This window comes from Blautia obeum ATCC 29174 (assembly GCF_025147765.1).
Lineage (GTDB): Bacteria > Bacillota > Clostridia > Lachnospirales > Lachnospiraceae > Blautia_A > Blautia_A obeum.
The window spans coordinates 1,705,820-1,722,896 of record NZ_CP102265.1 but is presented as its reverse complement, the minus strand read 5'-3'; the positions used below and the strand labels follow the sequence as shown (position 1 = coordinate 1,722,896).

General features: G+C 40.4%; 14 protein-coding genes. 1 reads left to right on the top strand and 13 read right to left on the bottom strand.

Going from position 1 to position 17,077, the window contains the following annotated elements:
- The first annotated feature begins 15 nt into the window (after nt 1-15).
- Nucleotides 16-1,473, top strand: coding sequence for a DDE-type integrase/transposase/recombinase (locus NQ503_RS08130; protein WP_005424145.1), 1,458 nt, complete (start codon nt 16-18; stop codon nt 1,471-1,473).
- 467 nt (nt 1,474-1,940) lie between these two features.
- On the opposite strand, the gene NQ503_RS08125 is transcribed toward NQ503_RS08130, so the two are convergent.
- The 13 genes from NQ503_RS08125 to NQ503_RS08065 all read right to left on the bottom strand — a co-directional run bounded on the left by NQ503_RS08125 (nt 1,941) and on the right by NQ503_RS08065 (nt 17,036).
- Complete coding sequence (locus NQ503_RS08125; protein WP_022388711.1) at nt 1,941-2,330, bottom strand: HEPN domain-containing protein; 390 nt, start codon at nt 2,328-2,330, stop codon at nt 1,941-1,943.
- Nucleotides 2,323-2,664, bottom strand: a complete 342-nt coding sequence (locus tag NQ503_RS08120) for a nucleotidyltransferase domain-containing protein (RefSeq protein ID WP_022388712.1) — start codon at nt 2,662-2,664, stop codon at nt 2,323-2,325. The genes NQ503_RS08125 and NQ503_RS08120 overlap by 8 nt, the downstream gene beginning before the upstream one ends.
- A 217-nt stretch (nt 2,665-2,881) precedes the next feature.
- Entirely contained in the window at nt 2,882-3,202 is a 321-nt protein-coding gene (locus NQ503_RS08115) for a hypothetical protein (protein WP_005424155.1), read from the bottom strand.
- 4 nt (nt 3,203-3,206) lie between these two features.
- Complete coding sequence (locus NQ503_RS08110) at nt 3,207-5,108, bottom strand: VirD4-like conjugal transfer protein, CD1115 family (RefSeq protein ID WP_227235201.1); 1,902 nt, start codon at nt 5,106-5,108, stop codon at nt 3,207-3,209.
- A complete protein-coding gene (locus tag NQ503_RS08105) occupies nt 5,105-6,100 on the bottom strand; it encodes a DUF6017 domain-containing protein (RefSeq protein ID WP_005424157.1) in 996 nt (331 codons plus the stop codon). Before NQ503_RS08105 ends, NQ503_RS08110 begins: the two co-directional genes overlap by 4 nt.
- A gap of 26 nt (nt 6,101-6,126) precedes the next feature.
- Complete coding sequence (locus NQ503_RS08100; RefSeq protein WP_207635526.1) at nt 6,127-7,197, bottom strand: hypothetical protein; 1,071 nt, start codon at nt 7,195-7,197, stop codon at nt 6,127-6,129.
- A 138-nt stretch (nt 7,198-7,335) separates the two neighbouring features.
- Complete coding sequence (locus NQ503_RS08095; RefSeq protein ID WP_259893492.1) at nt 7,336-8,082, bottom strand: DUF6100 family protein; 747 nt, start codon at nt 8,080-8,082, stop codon at nt 7,336-7,338.
- On the bottom strand, nt 8,045-8,590 hold the full coding sequence (locus NQ503_RS08090; protein ID WP_227222833.1) for a DUF5697 family protein: 546 nt from the start codon (nt 8,588-8,590) through the stop codon (nt 8,045-8,047). The genes NQ503_RS08095 and NQ503_RS08090 overlap by 38 nt, the downstream gene beginning before the upstream one ends.
- A gap of 193 nt (nt 8,591-8,783) precedes the next feature.
- Nucleotides 8,784-11,447: a VirB4 family type IV secretion system protein gene (locus NQ503_RS08085; RefSeq protein WP_005424165.1), complete on the bottom strand. Its 2,664-nt coding sequence runs from the start codon at nt 11,445-11,447 to the stop codon at nt 8,784-8,786.
- Nucleotides 11,371-11,994 (bottom strand): hypothetical protein, encoded by a 624-nt coding sequence (locus NQ503_RS08080; RefSeq protein ID WP_005424166.1) that lies wholly within the window; start codon nt 11,992-11,994, stop codon nt 11,371-11,373. The genes NQ503_RS08085 and NQ503_RS08080 overlap by 77 nt, the downstream gene beginning before the upstream one ends.
- Nucleotides 11,995-12,009: 15 nt before the next feature.
- Nucleotides 12,010-12,801 (bottom strand): hypothetical protein, encoded by a 792-nt coding sequence (locus NQ503_RS08075; RefSeq protein ID WP_154648323.1) that lies wholly within the window; start codon nt 12,799-12,801, stop codon nt 12,010-12,012.
- Between the two features lie 10 nt (nt 12,802-12,811).
- The gene (locus NQ503_RS08070; RefSeq protein ID WP_154648324.1) at nt 12,812-14,899 is read right to left on the bottom strand and encodes a transglycosylase SLT domain-containing protein; all 2,088 of its coding nucleotides are present in this window, start codon (nt 14,897-14,899) and stop codon (nt 12,812-12,814) included.
- 10 nt (nt 14,900-14,909) lie between these two features.
- Nucleotides 14,910-17,036 carry a hypothetical protein gene (locus NQ503_RS08065; RefSeq protein WP_005424169.1) on the bottom strand — a complete coding sequence of 709 codons (2,127 nt, stop codon included), beginning with the start codon at nt 17,034-17,036 and terminating at the stop codon, nt 14,910-14,912.
- Nucleotides 17,037-17,077 lie beyond the last annotated feature (41 nt).

Below are 17,077 nucleotides of genomic sequence, written 5' to 3'. Positions count from 1 at the left end.
AAGGAGACATTGCTCATGGACATTATACTCTATTTACTTCAATTCATTCAATACCAACATAAACAAATTTGCTGGCTTATTAACCTTATCTGTAGATATATCCCTCTTAAGCAGTGGGCTTTCGATGATTCCCATTCTCCAAAGTACCAGAAGTTTAAGATTGATGAACTTCCCAAAGTCATATCCTATCAGCAGGACTGGAACTGGAAAGACCTTATCTCTTACTACCAGCAACGCTACCACAAGACCATTCGCCCTGTATTTCGTCGAGTTGAGTGCGATATACCCAAACACTGCACTTGCCCTGCCTGTGATGTGCCTGTGGACTATCTGATGTGGAACGATGGCAGGAAGAAAAGTCAGGTTCTATGCAAGGTCTGCCAAACGCTTTTTTCTCCAACCAAAGATAATCGTTTTTCCAAAAACACCGTCTTGAGATGTCCTCATTGCAACCACAGCCTGGTGCATAAGAAAGACCGTAAACACTTTATCATCCACAAATGTGTGAATCCCAAATGCCCTTACTATCTCCACAACTTGAAGAAAGTGGATAAGAAACATCTGGACGAAGACTATGGTAAAAACAAATACAAACTCCACTATATCTACCGTGAATTTACGATAGATTTCTTTAAACTGGACTTAAACTCCCTGACGAAGAACGCTTCTTCCCTAAAATTCACCAAGTTTGATTCCAACACCATGTCCTTATGCCTGACTCTTCACGTAAATCTTGGTCTATCTCTTAGAAAAACGAAACAGGCTCTCAAAGATCTGTACAACATCGATATCTCACACCAGAGCAGTGCTAACTACTGCAAATCCGCCGCTATGTGTATCAAACCCTTTGTTGACAACTATGACTACGGAACTGGCAAGGTATTTACTGCTGATGAAACCTACATCAAAATCCGTGGTGTAAAAGCTTATATCTGGTTCATCATGGATGCTGCCAAACGTTCCATCATTGGCTATCAAGTCTCTGATAACCGCGGCGTTGGTCCCTGCATTCTAGCCATGCGAATGGCTTTCCGGCACTTGAAAAAGCTTCCTGAAAACTTCCACTTTATTGCAGATGGTTACAGCGCCTATCCATTAGCTGCACAACAGTTTTTCCGTGAGTTCGGTGATAAGTTTAAGTTTGATATCACTCAAGTAATTGGACTTACCAACGACGATGAAGTATCAAGAGTATTCCGACCATACAAACAGATGATCGAAAGATTAAACCGTACATACAAGGTTTCTTACAGACCTACAAACGGCTTTGATAACATCGACGGTGCCAACTATGACCTGGCTCTATGGGTCGCCTACTACAACTTTCTCAGACCTCACAAGCACGCAGGATGCAAAGTTCTAAATAAAGTAGAGATGTTGGAAGGTGCAGAAAATATGCCAGGTAAATGGCAACTGTTGATTTTCCTTGGTCAGCAAACTATCTTAAATCTACAAAATCAGGCATCTGCATAACTGGAGCGGAACCGTTGTCAGGAGAACCGTGGAATACCGCAGCACCTGTGGTGCGAGGATATGCCGCGAAAGTCTCTTGACATAAGGTTCACGGATTATCCTATTTCAGCAGAAAAGGGGGCAACTGCGCCCTTTTCCTGCCTTCCGGCGAGGATGGGTTCGGGCAAAGCCCGAATCTGGGTCAAGGGACGAGTCCCTTGCGGGTACTTAGGGCAGCGCCCTAAGCCCTCGGAGAGCTTATTGTTATCAATATCTACAATTTTCAAGGTTCGTTTGAGCCTTATTTTTGGGCTCAGTTTTTTCATAAATCATTTGACACTATCACGTTTTTTAATTCTCCGTATCATACTACTATTTCACCAGAATATTTTCAGAAATTTTATATACAAAAAAGACAGGGTATAGAAATATAACTTACCCCGTCTGTAGTTGCTTCATGAAATATTTTATTTGTTCTCACCAATATTTTATGCTTTTAAAAACTCTTCTATCGCCGTTAAAAACTCCTTTGCCCTATCAGCCTGTTCACGGGCATCTTCAAATGATACTACAAAAAAATCGGCATAGTCCGTATTGTTTCTAATCTGAAATGCCTGACTCAAATATTTTGAATATTTCTTTTCGAATTTTTGTGTTTTAATATACTCTCGCTGGAAATAGGAAATTACTCCTGCATGTTTTGAATAATCAACGCCATCTTTTGCAAGCAATGCGCGAACTGCAGTAAACATGGCATAATAAGATCTTCCGATAGAATCTTTATAACTTTTCGATGCAAGCAATACTTCTGCTGAATTTAAACGCTCTCTTGCACTTTCCAGTCGATATTTTATCAGTTCCCTTCGATTATCAGGCACTAATTACCACTCCTTCCTGTGAAATGTTACGATAATATGGAAGAATTGTCTGGTATTGTTTAAACTCTTCATACGGAATTACGGTCGGAGAAAGAATTGTATCGTACTCTAACTCCAGCTCGCAAGAGAAATCCCATACCTTTTTCAACTGCTGCTGCAATGTTTTCCTGTCACCATGCACGATTGCAACAACATCTACATCTGAATCCGTATGATAATCTCCTCTTGCATAAGAGCCGTATAAAATTACCTGAACAAGATTTTCTCCATATACTGAGCGATAAATCTGTGTCAACTTTTGTAAAATACTATTCAGTTCATTTTTTGTGCACATATCATCCCTCCTGTTTTCTGGCATCTTTTTGCCTACAAGAATCAAAGCACTTGTCATCCATCATTTCAATGTTTCTATAATAATTTTAACTCAAATAAGCGAAAATCACAAGCAAATGTCCTATTTTTGCTTTTGGCTTTTTACAATAAAAAAAGGCAGTAACACCCTTTTGGCCAGGATATTACCGCCCTTTCACACTTTAAATACTGCGTATTCTCTAATTGAAGCCCTGCTTCATTCCCCGCAATCCATTTTCATACTGTATTCTTGAAAAATACCAGATTTTACCCTGGATTTTTCTGCAAATATGATTTTCAAACAAATAGCATTCACTGCACAATTCTGGATTGTCCCGTCTCCATCCGCTTTTTTCCAGAAATTCCTCTACATTTTCATATATTTCAATGCAGCTTTCTGCAAGCAGTATTTTTTCCACCTCCTGCTCCTTCAGATAAAGTCCAAATTCTTTGGCAAGCAGAACTCTGAATCCATAGCGAACCAGCGAATTACTTCTTATTTCATTTAAATTAATTTCCAAACCTTCACCCCTTTGATTTTTTTACAAAAAGATCATCTACTTTCATGACCGTATTACCATTACCTGTCCGCTTTTTATTCTTTGGTTTTTGAACAGCCCCATTTACAGTCAGTGGTTCTTGCACATCATTTTCTTTTATCGGATTCTCATTTTTTTCCAATGGATCCGAAGCTTCATATACCTGCTCATCCAGTATCTGAAATTCCTGCTGCTGTTTTTCCCACTTTCGATACCAGTTCGGAATATGATCCACAACCTTTTCCATCTTCAGTTTTCCGGCATCTGCATGTTCCGTATAATCCATTTTTTTAAACCGAAGCACATTGTGTCCTCGGATGATCAGGATTCCCTGATCCAGCGGATAACGAAGGATCTCATCTGGCAAAAGGAGCTGCCGTTTTCCAATGGAACGTGATTCCGAATATTCCGGCACATAATCTGTGGCACGGATCGTAAAAAAGTTCTTTCGGATAGAAGCAACTGAAACTGTAATCTCACCGGTCCGGTCACTGTAGTAGGTAGCGGTTGTCATATCATTACAGCCAAGAAAGATCGAGAAATCACAGCCGCCAAGGATCTCTTCCCACTGGTTATCCGGATAACGGTTCTGAAGCTGTGGAATATTCTGAAACAGGATGCTCATGCCTATCCGCCGGGATCTGGCCGTAGCCAGTTTCTTTTTAAAGTCTGGAACAACACCGATATTTGGAAATTCATCCAGTATAAAACTTACCGGTACTGGTAGGACACGTTCTTCCGTTCTGTCAGCCAGGCGAACCAGCTTGATACTTAAAAATGATGTAAACAGTGTAGCAAGCATATCGTATGTAGAATCCTGATCCGAAGTAATACAAAAATACGCGCACTTTTGCTTTCCCGGCAGTGACAGGTCTATATCTGTATGGCTCGTAATCTGCTGCACCATCTTATTCTGCAAAATCTGCAGACGGGTTCCAAGTCCAAGCACAGCATTTCCTTTTACTTTTTCTGCCTTCGAAAATAACTGATATGGACCTTTTGCCGGATGATCCGTTGGAAGCCTTTCAAAAATGGAATCCAGCATTTCCACACTTTTGTTCAGCAATAATTTATAAGCTTCCGGAAAAGTTTTCTGCTCTTGTGGATACTCTTCAAAAACATATAAGCACAGAGCTTTTAAGAGATCCATTTCCACATTGTCATAAAAATGATCAAACTTATCCGTTGTGTTACGAATCACTACATCACAGAACACATCAATCAGCTCCCCGTCTTCAATCTCTGCGAGACAGTTCCATGCATCTGAATGGGTAAGCTGAATCAGATTCAGCTGCTTTACAACATATCCCTCTTCTTTGAGATACGCACAAAGATCCTCATAAAGTTCTGATTTTGGATCCGTAATATACATACTCTCACCCCTGCGTACACACTGTAATGCCATCACTCTTGCGAAAGCCCTGGATTTCATGGAACCTTGCGAACCGCATACCGCGATATTTCGGTTCAGTCTTGAATCCACCGGAAGACTTAATATATTTCCATTAGACAACTCCCTTCCAAAAATAATCCCTTTTATTTGTTCCATTCCACGGTCTGCCTGAAGTATCTCTTTTTGTTCCTGTGTTCCCATAAATCCTGCCGTTCCATAAGTTCCCTGATCCGAAATCTCAAAATTACGTTCATCATGCAATGGATTGTCTTTTCCACGCCAAATTACCAGTACCGTTAAAGCCAAAAGCAGTACCACGGCTGCCATTGACCATTTTCTTCCTGACGAAGTACCACACCCTGCATACAGACATTGCAGAGGATTTAAGCATACTTCTGATCTTAAAAACAAGATTTCAAAAAAGCCTCCCACATATGCTGCTAACAAAACCATTCCGCATCCGGCCACGATTTTTTTCCAGTTTTCTGTTCTCAATCCGTTTCCTCCATTTCTCTTCTGGTTTCTTCTGCCAGATGGAAATGATAGCGGTTCCCGTAGTAGCTGTTTATTGTATTGACAGAATTGTATAATGCAGTCAGGAGCACCGCCCGGATATTTCTGGCCTTTGTGCTGGTATCATCCATACTCTGAAGCACGAATTCGACATGATCCTTCGTAAGCTTCGCAAACTGTGCTTTCACAATCTCTATATCTTTTTCCTCACGGTTAATCCGAAGTTTAGGTGCTGTAGAAACCATTACATCCAGAATAAGTCCCAGGATTTCTTCAACTCTTCTGTCATATGGATGATCGTTTTTTAACGCATCATAAGAAATCTGTATCCGAATCGCACGCTCCACAGCCTGATAGGAACAGAGTGGATACTCTATGTCTGTATTCTCTTCCGTAATCTCTGTATTTGTATCCCCTTCAAAAGAGAGATATGCCTCATTTGACTGTGATATCCTGTCACATCCTGATGTGGCACCTCTCTCTTTGTATGGTGACAGCTCTCCCTTTAAGAAGTGATACCCTGCATCTGACAGGTTTTCCGGATAAGTCAGTTGTATCAGGACATCTACATTCAGCTCCAGAAACAGCACGTTTGAGTTCCGCATTCCTCCTTTCCTGACAGTTCGAAAAACTCTTTTCACAACTCCTATTTTTTCCAGTTCAACTACCGCGTTCACAGCTTCTCTTTTGGAGATTCCAAACTGATCTGCAAGCTGCTGGTAATTTCTCTGTAAAATGTCTGCTTTGAATTTCTTTTTGAATCCACATAATTGTCCCGTTAATTCATCTCGGATTTCCACCGGCCGATACCAATACACAACATCTGACAAAATAATGATTGCTGTCAGATTGGGTTTTCCATTATCTCTGATAATTGTACGATACCACGCTGCCGGGATTACATTTCCGGTAAACTGCAGCCGACACATCCGGTCCACAATCGGACTGCCTGTTGAATGAAAAGGATTCGCCATATTGCAGCCACCTCCATCGACCAGGATTATTCTCCTATGTCATTTATAAGGTATTTCATTACATTTTCTGTATTGAGCTCATAAATGATCACCTTCTCTCCCAAATATTCTCTTATTATTTCCGCCTGATAATCCATACAAACAATACTTACTGACGGCCTCCATAAGAGTTCCTGTTTAATACGGCATAATTGACGCATTTCTAAATCATAGCCTAAATATACAGGGTTCCCAATTTCATCGCACACAGCATAGACAGCATATTCTTTTTCTTTCCTTATGGGAAATCTTGAAAGCAAAAACTGCTTTAGCTTTTCTCTTTTCTGCTTCTCTGTCAGCAGGATAATCTGCAATATTCCCTCTTGGCACATGGGAATATAATAATATTGATCATAAATATCATCCGGCCGAAACAGATCCTTTTTTATGCCTCCATCACTTTCCAGAAGCTTTAACAATACTTTTATGTTTTGTCCTACAATAAGCGCATCCGCTCTGCTGTTATATCCGCCCTTTAAGAGCATTCGCTCTGTCCAGGTACGCATGGAACATTCCATTTTTTTCGCCCATTTCATATTTCGATCCATGGTATTGTAAACAACTAACACAGTATCCCCGGATAAAAGCACCCCACATGATCTGGAACCCCTGATTGCTTCCGACATTCCTTTAAATTCCAGACTGCCATAATAAAACGCTTTTCCCCGATCTCTCACGAACCCTTTATCCATATCTGGTTTATGGTTCCGCAAGATCTCTATACCCGCCTTCCAGAAGAAGACCCATACCTCGCTCATTCGATACAGCCGCATTCTTTTTTCTGGTTCACTTTTCACATGCCCCGTCTGCCCGGAACCGGAAATAAAAAAAGAGAGTTCTTTTTCATATTCTGAAAGAAGATAATTTCTGCCTTTTTCTAATAAAACGTATCCTCTATATCCATCCTTGCATCTCAAAGAAATATATCTTTCTTTTTTTAATCTTGTAATCAGGGCAGCAGTATATGAAATCGAGCCAGTCACGTATTGTCCTAAATAAGTCGGCATTTCACCCGACATCGCTATAATAATCAATAATTTATCCTGTTGTCTTTTCAATTATTTTCCCCTCGTTGAAAAAGCAAAAATACCCTATCTGTTGAATACCTGGGTACATAACCTGGCAATTTTGTTCAGATTTTTGCTTATTTTATGCCTTATCAGATATTCTTTTCCCATGTAGAATCCCCATGCAATTTACTCATGATTTTTTTCGATACCTGTTTCTTTGCCAAAATCAGAAATCCACGCTGGAAATTTGCTGCTGTCCATCACATATAACAGTGTACGGTCTTCCTCGCCCATACGTGTCACATGACAGGTATTCGTGTATAATCCACTATCTGACCGCAGGAAAAAATTTGTAATAATATCCTGCACATGTTTTTCTTCATAATTGTCATGATCTCTCACTCTTGCAAGCGGAAGTGTTTCATCATAAACATGTACAAAACAAATCGTACAATTTGTATATGTCGGAATTTCCAGCTTCTCCTCCGCTCTCTGCATGCACCAATTTCGAAAAGCGGTATGCAATGGTTTATAAAGATAATCCGTATAACAATCTTTCCGGTGAGGGATCAGGACGGAAGCAGATACCCGAAGAATCTCATCCTTATACTCCAGTTCAATTCCGTGTATCAGTACCAGATCTTCTTTGTATTTCTCATATTCTTTGGGATTTACTACTATTTCAAGTGTCAGGCGTCTTAATTTATCTGTCAAACGTTCTGAAGTTTTCGCAGTCTCCTGAATCATATCTCCCAAATAAGCATATTGGAACTCTGACTGCCGCCGGATACAGGACTGCAATACCCCTCTTGCTTCCACTATATACTGTTCCATCCTTCCCATTAGTTTTTGAGCATCTTCTAACTGTTCTTTTAATTTAAAAAATGAATCATTTTCATCCATCCGCATTTCTGTAATATTCGATTTCTCCACCTTCTTTCACTGTACAAAATCCAAGCACGTCCGGTATCCTGATTTCATGTATGTACCCGGGCTTTTCCACAATAACGATATGCCCGCAATCATCTGTCATCTTCCGGGTAAACAAATTGTTGGTAACCTGTACCTCATTCTCTGACACATACAAAATGTCATAGATTTCTCCTTCACCGCATAACACAATGCGAACAGGATATTCCTCTTTTGATGCAAGGAAGTGCTGGTCTACCTCTTTTTGATCCATAATATCCAGAAGAACCCAAAATGCCTGCAAAGTTCCTACATTTCTGGCTTTAAATGCCTCTTCATTTATTGCTGCCATTTCCAGATCCTGATGAATATAAATCTGTTTTTCTTTTTCCAGCGTCTTAAATGCACGTCCTACAAAATGATCTCTTTGGGTTTTTGCGAAATATGCATAAATCTGAGATTTTAAGAGCACATTATATGTCTGAATTAACTGTCTGGTTTCACGTTCCACGGGTTTTTGTTTGTTTTCCATCTGGTCTATCCTTTCCATGATAAACATATGCCACATAAATGACGTTTTTTATGTGGCATATAATGTGTTTTTTCATGTCTTTTTCAAAAGACATCTGTTACACGTCATCACAAAACGTTTTTTATGACATATAATTAATTTCATTCCTCTTATACGTCCTTTGTAACGTTTTTAATGCCGTTTCTTATTCACACTATTTCCTGCCATAAGCATCTGTACCATATTTTCGGATTCTGTCTTTCAATTCCTGAAGATCTTTGCGGTCAGTGGTAATCAGATCTTTTTCCAGAGCACTTGCTTTAAATTCAACAATCAAATTATTATTATTTGTGGAAATCAGACCATTTCCTCTTTCAAAATGAATAATAGAATTGGTTTCGGCTTCTGAAAGATCCAACTCCTCCTGAATCCGTTCTGCTTCTGAAACTTCCATGTTCAGAACAATTTTTGTTTTTGAGTTGCTTAATATACCGCGTCCAAGTTTTCCATCTCTTACCGCAAAACAGTCTGCCAGATCCTGTGTGGCACAAATAGCCGATCCACCATAAGCTCTGATTGTTTTGAATATTTCAATCAGATATTCTCCTGCCAAATCATTAGACATCAGAAGTTTCCATGCTTCATCTACAAAAACCGCTTTTTCTACTGTCCGGTCTTCCTTTGTTTTTGTCCAGACAAAATCCAGTGCCACAAACATTCCAAGGAGCAGGTCACCGGAAAGTTCTGAAATATCCAACACAACATATTTATTTTCCAGATCCACATTTGTCTGCTGATTAAAGCTGGATGCCGATCCACTCACCAGACGATTTAATATATTCGCCATACGTCTGCATTCTTCTTTACGCATAAGCACTTCATGCAGATCACCAAGAATCGGCATCTTTTTGTATTTTCCTGGATGTTCCGGATCCGTCAGACTCAGATTATCATGTGTGATTCCCTTTTCCTGATAGCAAGTAACCATTGCACCATCTAAAAGCTGTTTTTCTTCATGTGACATATCTGGAATCAGAAGGCTGAAAAAAATATGTAAGCTTTGAATTTTGCTTGCAAGTTCTGACCTTTCAGATGTATACCCATCCAATAAATCGCGAGTTTCCATATCTGTAGGCCGTATTTCCATTATGTTGATGCAGTTCGACGATGAAGGAGAAATCTGTATAAATTCTCCACCAATGTTGTTACAGGCTCTTGCAAATTCATGTCCTTTATCCGGAGCAATAATAAATACCTGTATGTTTTTTTGTCTCATACGTAGTGCCATAAGCTGCATCAAAAATGTTTTTCCTGAGCCAGATGTTCCAAATATTGCTATGTTTGCATTTTTGTATTTTAACGAATTAAAAATATCTATGATGACAAGCGAACTGTTTGCTTTATTTACTCCGATCATGATGCCATCTTTATCAGACATTTCATATGAAGCAAATGGATAACATGCTGCTACACCGGATGTAAGTACATTCCGTTTGGACTTCTCATAAATATTTTTGTCTATCTGTAAAAATGGCAGAGAAGATAAAAAAGCCTGTTCTTCTCTGAAAATGCAGCTACCTGTGCCAATGTCCTGAGAGCTTAACAGCTTTGTCATTTCCTTTGAACGCCATTCTACTTCCTGTTCACTATGTCCAGTTATCGTAACCAGAATGCTCATGTAGTAGAATTCTTCACTGCCGCTCAGCCCCCTTTTCAGGTAATAACCAGCCTGAATGGATTCACTCAGACTGTCAAAGTCGCTGTTTGAATCATAAGTATCCTTGATTTTTGAACGGTTCAAGCGTATTCTGCGTCCAATTCGCTCCACACAGCGGTTTTTATCCTGCTTGAAGAAAAAAACGTCTATATCTATTCCTTCACCTGCATTGATCAACAGAGACAGCCATCCGGCCGGGACTCTTGAACGGTATTTTTGAACATACAGATATGTATAATACAATCCATCTACAACCACATAGTTCCAGTTCCTGAAATCAATGGTTCTCGGAGCGACCAGTTCTGTTACAGGAATATATCGTATACTTTCTGGACCGTTTTCTTCTGTATAGTACTTCCGAACTTCTTTTATCCGATCATTCAGAGATTCTGTCAGGCATGTTTGACGATTTAACAGCTGGTATAAGATTTCCACGCAGAAGCGCGTCTCATTCTCATGCTCCAAAACTATATTTCCGCACATGGCAAGATATTTTTTTGCAGTCTGCACAGCAGAACGCATATAAAGATGTACATCTCTTTCGTCTGGATTCTTACTCCCACTACGGGAAGGATATTCAAAAATCAAAAAGAAGCGACGTGTAATCGCTTCCTTCATACCCAGGGATTTAATCAGTTCTGCATAATCTTCCTGCAGAATTTTACAACGTTCATCTGTTTCTTTTTCAGCCTCTTCATCAATCTTATCAATATACTCCTGAATGTCTGCCTTTCTGGAGAGCACTTTAAGCTGGATATTGGGCGGTGCGATTTTCAGGTATGACATAAAAGAGAGAATGATACTTCTCTGTTCTGAAGATGACCGTAATAAGAAATTGATTGGCAATACTTCAACAATTTTAACAAAACGATTGTCGGAAGTTTGGATAATACCATTTTTTACTTGTTTTAATGGTATATAAGAGGCTGTCCAGCTCATTGGCAGAAGATCCGGTACTTCCTGGACTTTCTCACTTTTCTCTTCTTTTCGAGAAAGTTCTTTCTTTGGCGGTCGCACTGGCCGTTCTTCTTTTTCTACATTCTGAACAAGCTGATTCCTCAGATTACGTTCTTCTGCCTCTTGCTCACGGATCTGCCTGAAATTCTCCCTGGCCTGCTCTTTCTGTTTCTGTGCGTCTTTTTTCTGCTGTTCCTTCTGCATCTGGCGATTTTCTTTCTCCTGCTTCCTGGACATCGCCTTGTCTTCTCTCTGCTGTTGCTTCTGCTCCCGCCGTTCTCGTTTCTCGGCAAGCTGAGCTTCTTTCAGCTTTTGCTTCAATTCTGCGACTTCGCTTCCGATCTTTTACACCGCCTTCCTGCTGCCTTTTCTTCTTTTTTCTCTCCTGTTTCTGTTGTTTCTTTTGCTGTCTCCTAATACGACGGTTTCTCTTTAATCTATACTGTCCATCGGGTACAGTCACTACCCGCCTTCTTGTTACAAAGCGTATAAACTGAATAATGAAAGAAAGCAAACTTTCCCCGTTAACACCGACTACCGCCAGTATTGTTAAAGGCAGGATTACAATTATACCAATATAGATTCTTAGCTTTATTGAAACATCTATAAAAAACAGTATCCTAAAAAGTACTATAAAAAGGACAGCTGCCTCAAAAGCATTCCTGCCTTCAATTCTCCCTGAAAACAGGGTTCCCTCTTTTGCAAAATTGGGTGGAATGATATAAACATCGGATCGTTCTCTCTGCATCATTCTGTACCTCCCGAATTATTTTTTACGATGAAATTTCCGATATGATAACCACATTGCCGCACCCAGAAAACTCAAACCGCCAATAATGATTCCTGTTTTCTGTCCTGTTTTTTTCACAGTTGTCACCACCTCCGTATTTTTAATTCCTGAATCCGATTTTTCTGGATTTTGAATGTTATTTTGTTGATCTGTCTTGTTCTGCTTTTTCTCCGTCTGAACAGCTTCCACAAGCTCATTTTTCACTTTAATTTTCATTATAATAAGACCCTGTTCCGGAAGATTTTTATAGTTGTTATCAAATTCTGCAACATATTTCTGGTCATTCTGTGTTGCTTCCACAGATTTCAAGCGATAATTTCCGCTATTCACGGACAGGTTCCATTCAAAAAAAACAGAGGAATCCAAATCAATTTCTCTTTGAACTCCTCCATTTTCTTCTATTGTCACATGAACCTTTCCAGTGAATCCTTCAAAAATCTCTGCCCGCACTGCAATATTTGCTGGCTCAAGTTCTGTCCCAGAATACTCATCCTCCGCATTTACAGGATCCATCGTTTCAGTTCGAAGCTGCACCATGCCATTTTCATCAAACAATACATATTTCCCAGCCGGGTTCACTGTATCATACCCCCAGCCATCAGCAATAAATGTCCCATCTGACTGATAACCTTTGCCATCCTGCCAGGAAACAATCTGCGGCAAGTTCTCTGCCTTTTGTGCATATGCCACTTGGAAGGTTTCCAGGAAATATGTGAACAGCAGTATTGCCAATACCAGTATTTGCTCTGTGCTCCTAATCTTTTTCACTGTATTTCCCTCATTTTTTTCCAACAATCCAGAACGCTCCTTCGCTAAGATCACGTCCGTAGGATTTGATAGTTTCCACACTGTACACTTTTCCGGTTCGTTCTCTGCTTGCACAATCCGCTATCGTGATATAACCATCTCTGGTCACACCAGTCAATACGATAAAATGTCCGCTTCCACTTCCTGTAATCGTATAGGCTTCACAGATTTCTACAACCATCTTGCCTTCTTTAAGGGACTGCACGACATAATTCATACGGTCCTTTCCGACTCTTTCACAAGTAAGTCCCCAGTGATAGGCAGCATTCGTCGGAAATGAATGAGACGTTCCCATGCCTGGAACATATTCTCCATTTGCAATGGAATAAGCACATGTCATCTGAGGTGTTACCGTCTGTCCAGTTAACGTTGAAATTATAATTGCCATAGATGTAGGTCCACAACCGGACGCACCGATCGTACTGGAGCCATAAGACATGCCTTTCCACGGTTCCTCTGTCTGATTAAAATAAACTACTTTTTTTACGCCTTTTCCGACTGTATCATATGTAATGATATCCCCTGAAGCATCTATATTTCCTGCAACAAAAGAATCTCCACTGCTCCCACCAGTAACAAAATCTGTCCAATGAAAAATCGTGGAAAGTGCATTTTTAACAGCATCTACGCCTTTTTGTAAATATTCCAACAATTTGATCACAATATCAAAGGTTGTCTTGTTTGTGACAAATTTATACTGATACCCGCTTCCGCCTGTAATCTGTGCATTCAAAAGCAACGCTAATGTATATTCTACTTTCTTGGATACTACTGTCCGGTTTTCCTGCCATGCATTTCCACCCTGTGCCAGAATCTGCTCATAGGTTGTTCGATCTATCTCACCTCTTTTCCCATTCACTTCCATACAATAAATGGTCTCCGTTGCTTCGCCTTTTCGCTCATCTGTAACTGACCAGTCAAAAAAACTATCCAGATGCTTTTCAACCGACTCTTTTAAAAGTTCATAGGATGTTTGTAATTTTTCAGTATCTGCATCCGATTTTTGAGCATCCTTTGCAGAACTTGAAGAAGTGGATGTTTGATGTTGCTGAATTTCAACATAGCCTAATACTTTTTTTACATATGCCTGCGTTTCCGCATATGGAGGAATCTGATATCCATATTTCATAACTGCTCCGGGCCCTGCGTTGTACCCTGCGATTGCCAGTTCCAATCCATTTGAATAGCCTTTAAACTGCTCAATCAGCTGGGAAACATACTTTGCTCCGCCCATAATATTCTCTCTGGGATCAAAAACATTAGATACCCCTAGAGATGCTGCTGTAGATGGCATAAGCTGCATAATACCAGATGCCCCTGCACCAGAAACAACATTTGGATTAAAGTCTGATTCTACTTTACCCATTGCGATCAACAACGCTGCCGGCACATTGTACGTCTGTGCCGCTTCATAAAAAAATGAGTCGTATGGGCTGGACAAGTTTGTGGACATATCAATCCCCAAACTATTTGCATAACCTAAAAAAGAAAAAACCGTACTGTTATCTTCGTTTTCCATCATCAGTACGGCAAGGTAATATCCAAGATTCCTTTTCAGCTTCGTTTCATATTCATCCACCACAACCAGCTCATGGCCTGCATATTTTTCTGCTTTGTCCTGGTCAATTTCTTTTAAAACAGCCTTGTGCTTTTGGTTTATTATTTTCAAGATTTCTTTTTTGTAATCTTCCTGCTGCAGAACTTCTTCAACCCGGTCACGTATATTCGTAAGCTGCGTAGATTGAGCTTCATTCGCATACGAATCTGCATTTGCAAACCCAAGATAACTAAAAATAATTCCTATCATATTTGCAATAATAAACATCCAGAGAAAGCAAAACAGGAAAATAGAAACGAGTATTTTCCAAACAGTTTTATTTGATACCAATGCCCCGATCACAGTTCCAAGAGGACCTGCAAGGGCTGTTCCTGCTGCCATTCCTGCTGCTGTTCCTCCAGCTGCTACTGCCGCTGTTGTTGCATATGCAGTTTGAGCAGTATGTGCAATAATTTCTGTGCCTTCATCCAGAGGGGACGAATTTTTATCTTCTTCTGCCATTTTCATCCCCCTATCTGAGTCTGTCCGAACCTTTTTCTTTTAATTCTGCTCTCGATTTTGGAACTTCACGTATTCTACGGGTATCTGGTCTGCTTCTTTTTAAGGAAATATCTCCTGTTGGAATGGATCCCGAAACATTCATAAATCCATCAGCTGCCATACCTGTTTCATCAGCTACAGGCTGAATATCATCTTCATTTTGCATACCAGGATCACTCAATTTCGTGTTTTCAGCCTTTAGCGGATTTCCTGCTGTATCTACCAAAATACCCATTGCCGATTTCGCATAAAAATCGGCCTCATCTGTTTCTTCATCCAGATCTTCTCCTGTATCCATAATTCCATCTGACTGTATTCCATTTTCAGACATGGATTCCATTCCTGTCGGCATAGAATTTTCATTATAATTCATCCCTGCTCGTGGTGCAGCATCAAACCCAAACACAGACGAAGTACCAACTTCATCCAGGATACCTTTCTCCTGGTTCACAGAAGATACCCCATTCCCCTGAAGTGCAGACATTATTTCTGATCCCAGCCCTTCTCCTGCATTCGAAACCTCACCAGATACAGAAGAATTATACGCTGTTCCTGTTTTTCCATAGGACATACTTTCCTGGCCAGTCATTTCAATGCTTCCGCTTTCCAGATCCATTTCTGAATCAAAATCACTCATTTCCTCTTCAACCGGATAATCGCCCATCTCTCCAAGAATGCCGTGCTCACTTCCACTTTCGCTGAATCCGTTGGCGGATACATTGCTCGCAGCCGGAATTGCAAGATCCTGTTCACCTCCGGAAACGTCCAAAAGAGTCTCTCCTTCAGAATTACTCTCTGAAACAGCTCCCGCAAATGCTTCTGCATCATCTTTCACACTCATAGCATTAATTCCAGACATAGTTTCTGATGTAGCAGACATAGAATCTATATTGCCATTTACATGATCTCCAGATCCGAAATCCATCTCTGCCGTATCGCTGCTTCCCGTTGTCATGCCAAGTTCCTCAAAAACAGTCTTATTTGCCGGAGAAACTTCATTTTGTTGATTTCCTGGACCAGGCGGACTTTCTTTATCAAAATCTCCATCTGAAGTCATATCATTTATATCCATTGCATTTCCGCCATTAGGAGTCATTGGGATTGGCCCAGTAAAATTGGTTGTCATTCCATCCGACGATCCCATATCTGTTCTGGTTCCACCGACATCTCCTGTTCCACCAGAGCCAGAAGCTGTCCTTGCTGCCTGAGAGATGATCCTGCTCGCTGCAAGCATTGCTCCTGCTGCTCCCATTCCAGGAGCCGGACGGCCAAGGTTCACTCCAAGCGATGCCATATAGGAATCAAGTTTAAATGTGATCTTACAAAATCCTACCAGACAAAGTGTAGCTGCGAAGAATTTCGTAAACCCATAACTGCTTGCCATCATATTTCCGTAACCAGATAAAAACATCTTCATGCACCAGGCATTTAATATAACAAGCACTACTTGCCCTCCAAACATCTTGCTCCATGAAGCCAGGATATTATTTGTTGCTTTAGAACCACCGGTTGCAAATGCAAGAGGTGCTGTGTAGGAAAATACACCAAGCAATACATAACGTTCAGCAATGACCATTAACATCTTAAAATAGTTCCATGCTACAACAAACTGCATGATCAGCATCAAAACCGAAATGCTAAGGCTGCTGATTCCAAGTGTATCTGTAACACCTTCCAGAGTTGATACATAGCCTGAAAAGCTAGCGACCTTGACCTTTGTTCCTACAACCCATTGATATGGCGTTCCCGCAATTCTCAAAATGTAGTCAACCAATGGTTTCGATCCGGCAAGAAGAAATAAAGAAATGGCCGACCGACAGATAAGTTCTATTGGTTCTTCTGCATTTACCCCTGCTTTTCCACCAAACATGGACTTAAAAAGCTGCCATACAAGAATCATCAAGAGGATTGCAATTCCTGTAGGAACAATCACATTTTTGTATAGGCTCCCCACTACTGAAAACAATTCTTCAAATAATGAAAGATTACAGGACAGAAGTTCTGTAAACATATTTGTGATCAGTTCCATCATATCCACGATAAACTGACTGCACATTTCGCGAATGGCATCTACCAACAGCTCCAAAAGCCAGCTCATGTTTTATTCATATCCATAAGAGATACCCTCCTTTCAAAAAC

Coding starts and splice junctions, on each gene's coding strand:
- NQ503_RS08130 (WP_005424145.1), top strand. CDS start 16: ATGGACATTATACTCTATTTACTTCAATTCATTCAATACCAACATAAA.
- NQ503_RS08120 (WP_022388712.1), bottom strand. CDS start 2,664: ATGTGCACAAAAAATGAACTGAATAGTATTTTACAAAAGTTGACACAG.
- NQ503_RS08105 (WP_005424157.1), bottom strand. CDS start 6,100: ATGGCGAATCCTTTTCATTCAACAGGCAGTCCGATTGTGGACCGGATG.
- NQ503_RS08090 (WP_227222833.1), bottom strand. CDS start 8,590: ATGGAAAACAAACAAAAACCCGTGGAACGTGAAACCAGACAGTTAATT.
- NQ503_RS08085 (WP_005424165.1), bottom strand. CDS start 11,447: ATGCAGAAGGAACAGCAGAAAAAAGACGCACAGAAACAGAAAGAGCAG.
- NQ503_RS08080 (WP_005424166.1), bottom strand. CDS start 11,994: ATGATGCAGAGAGAACGATCCGATGTTTATATCATTCCACCCAATTTT.
- NQ503_RS08070 (WP_154648324.1), bottom strand. CDS start 14,899: ATGGCAGAAGAAGATAAAAATTCGTCCCCTCTGGATGAAGGCACAGAA.
- NQ503_RS08065 (WP_005424169.1), bottom strand. CDS start 17,036: ATGAGCTGGCTTTTGGAGCTGTTGGTAGATGCCATTCGCGAAATGTGC.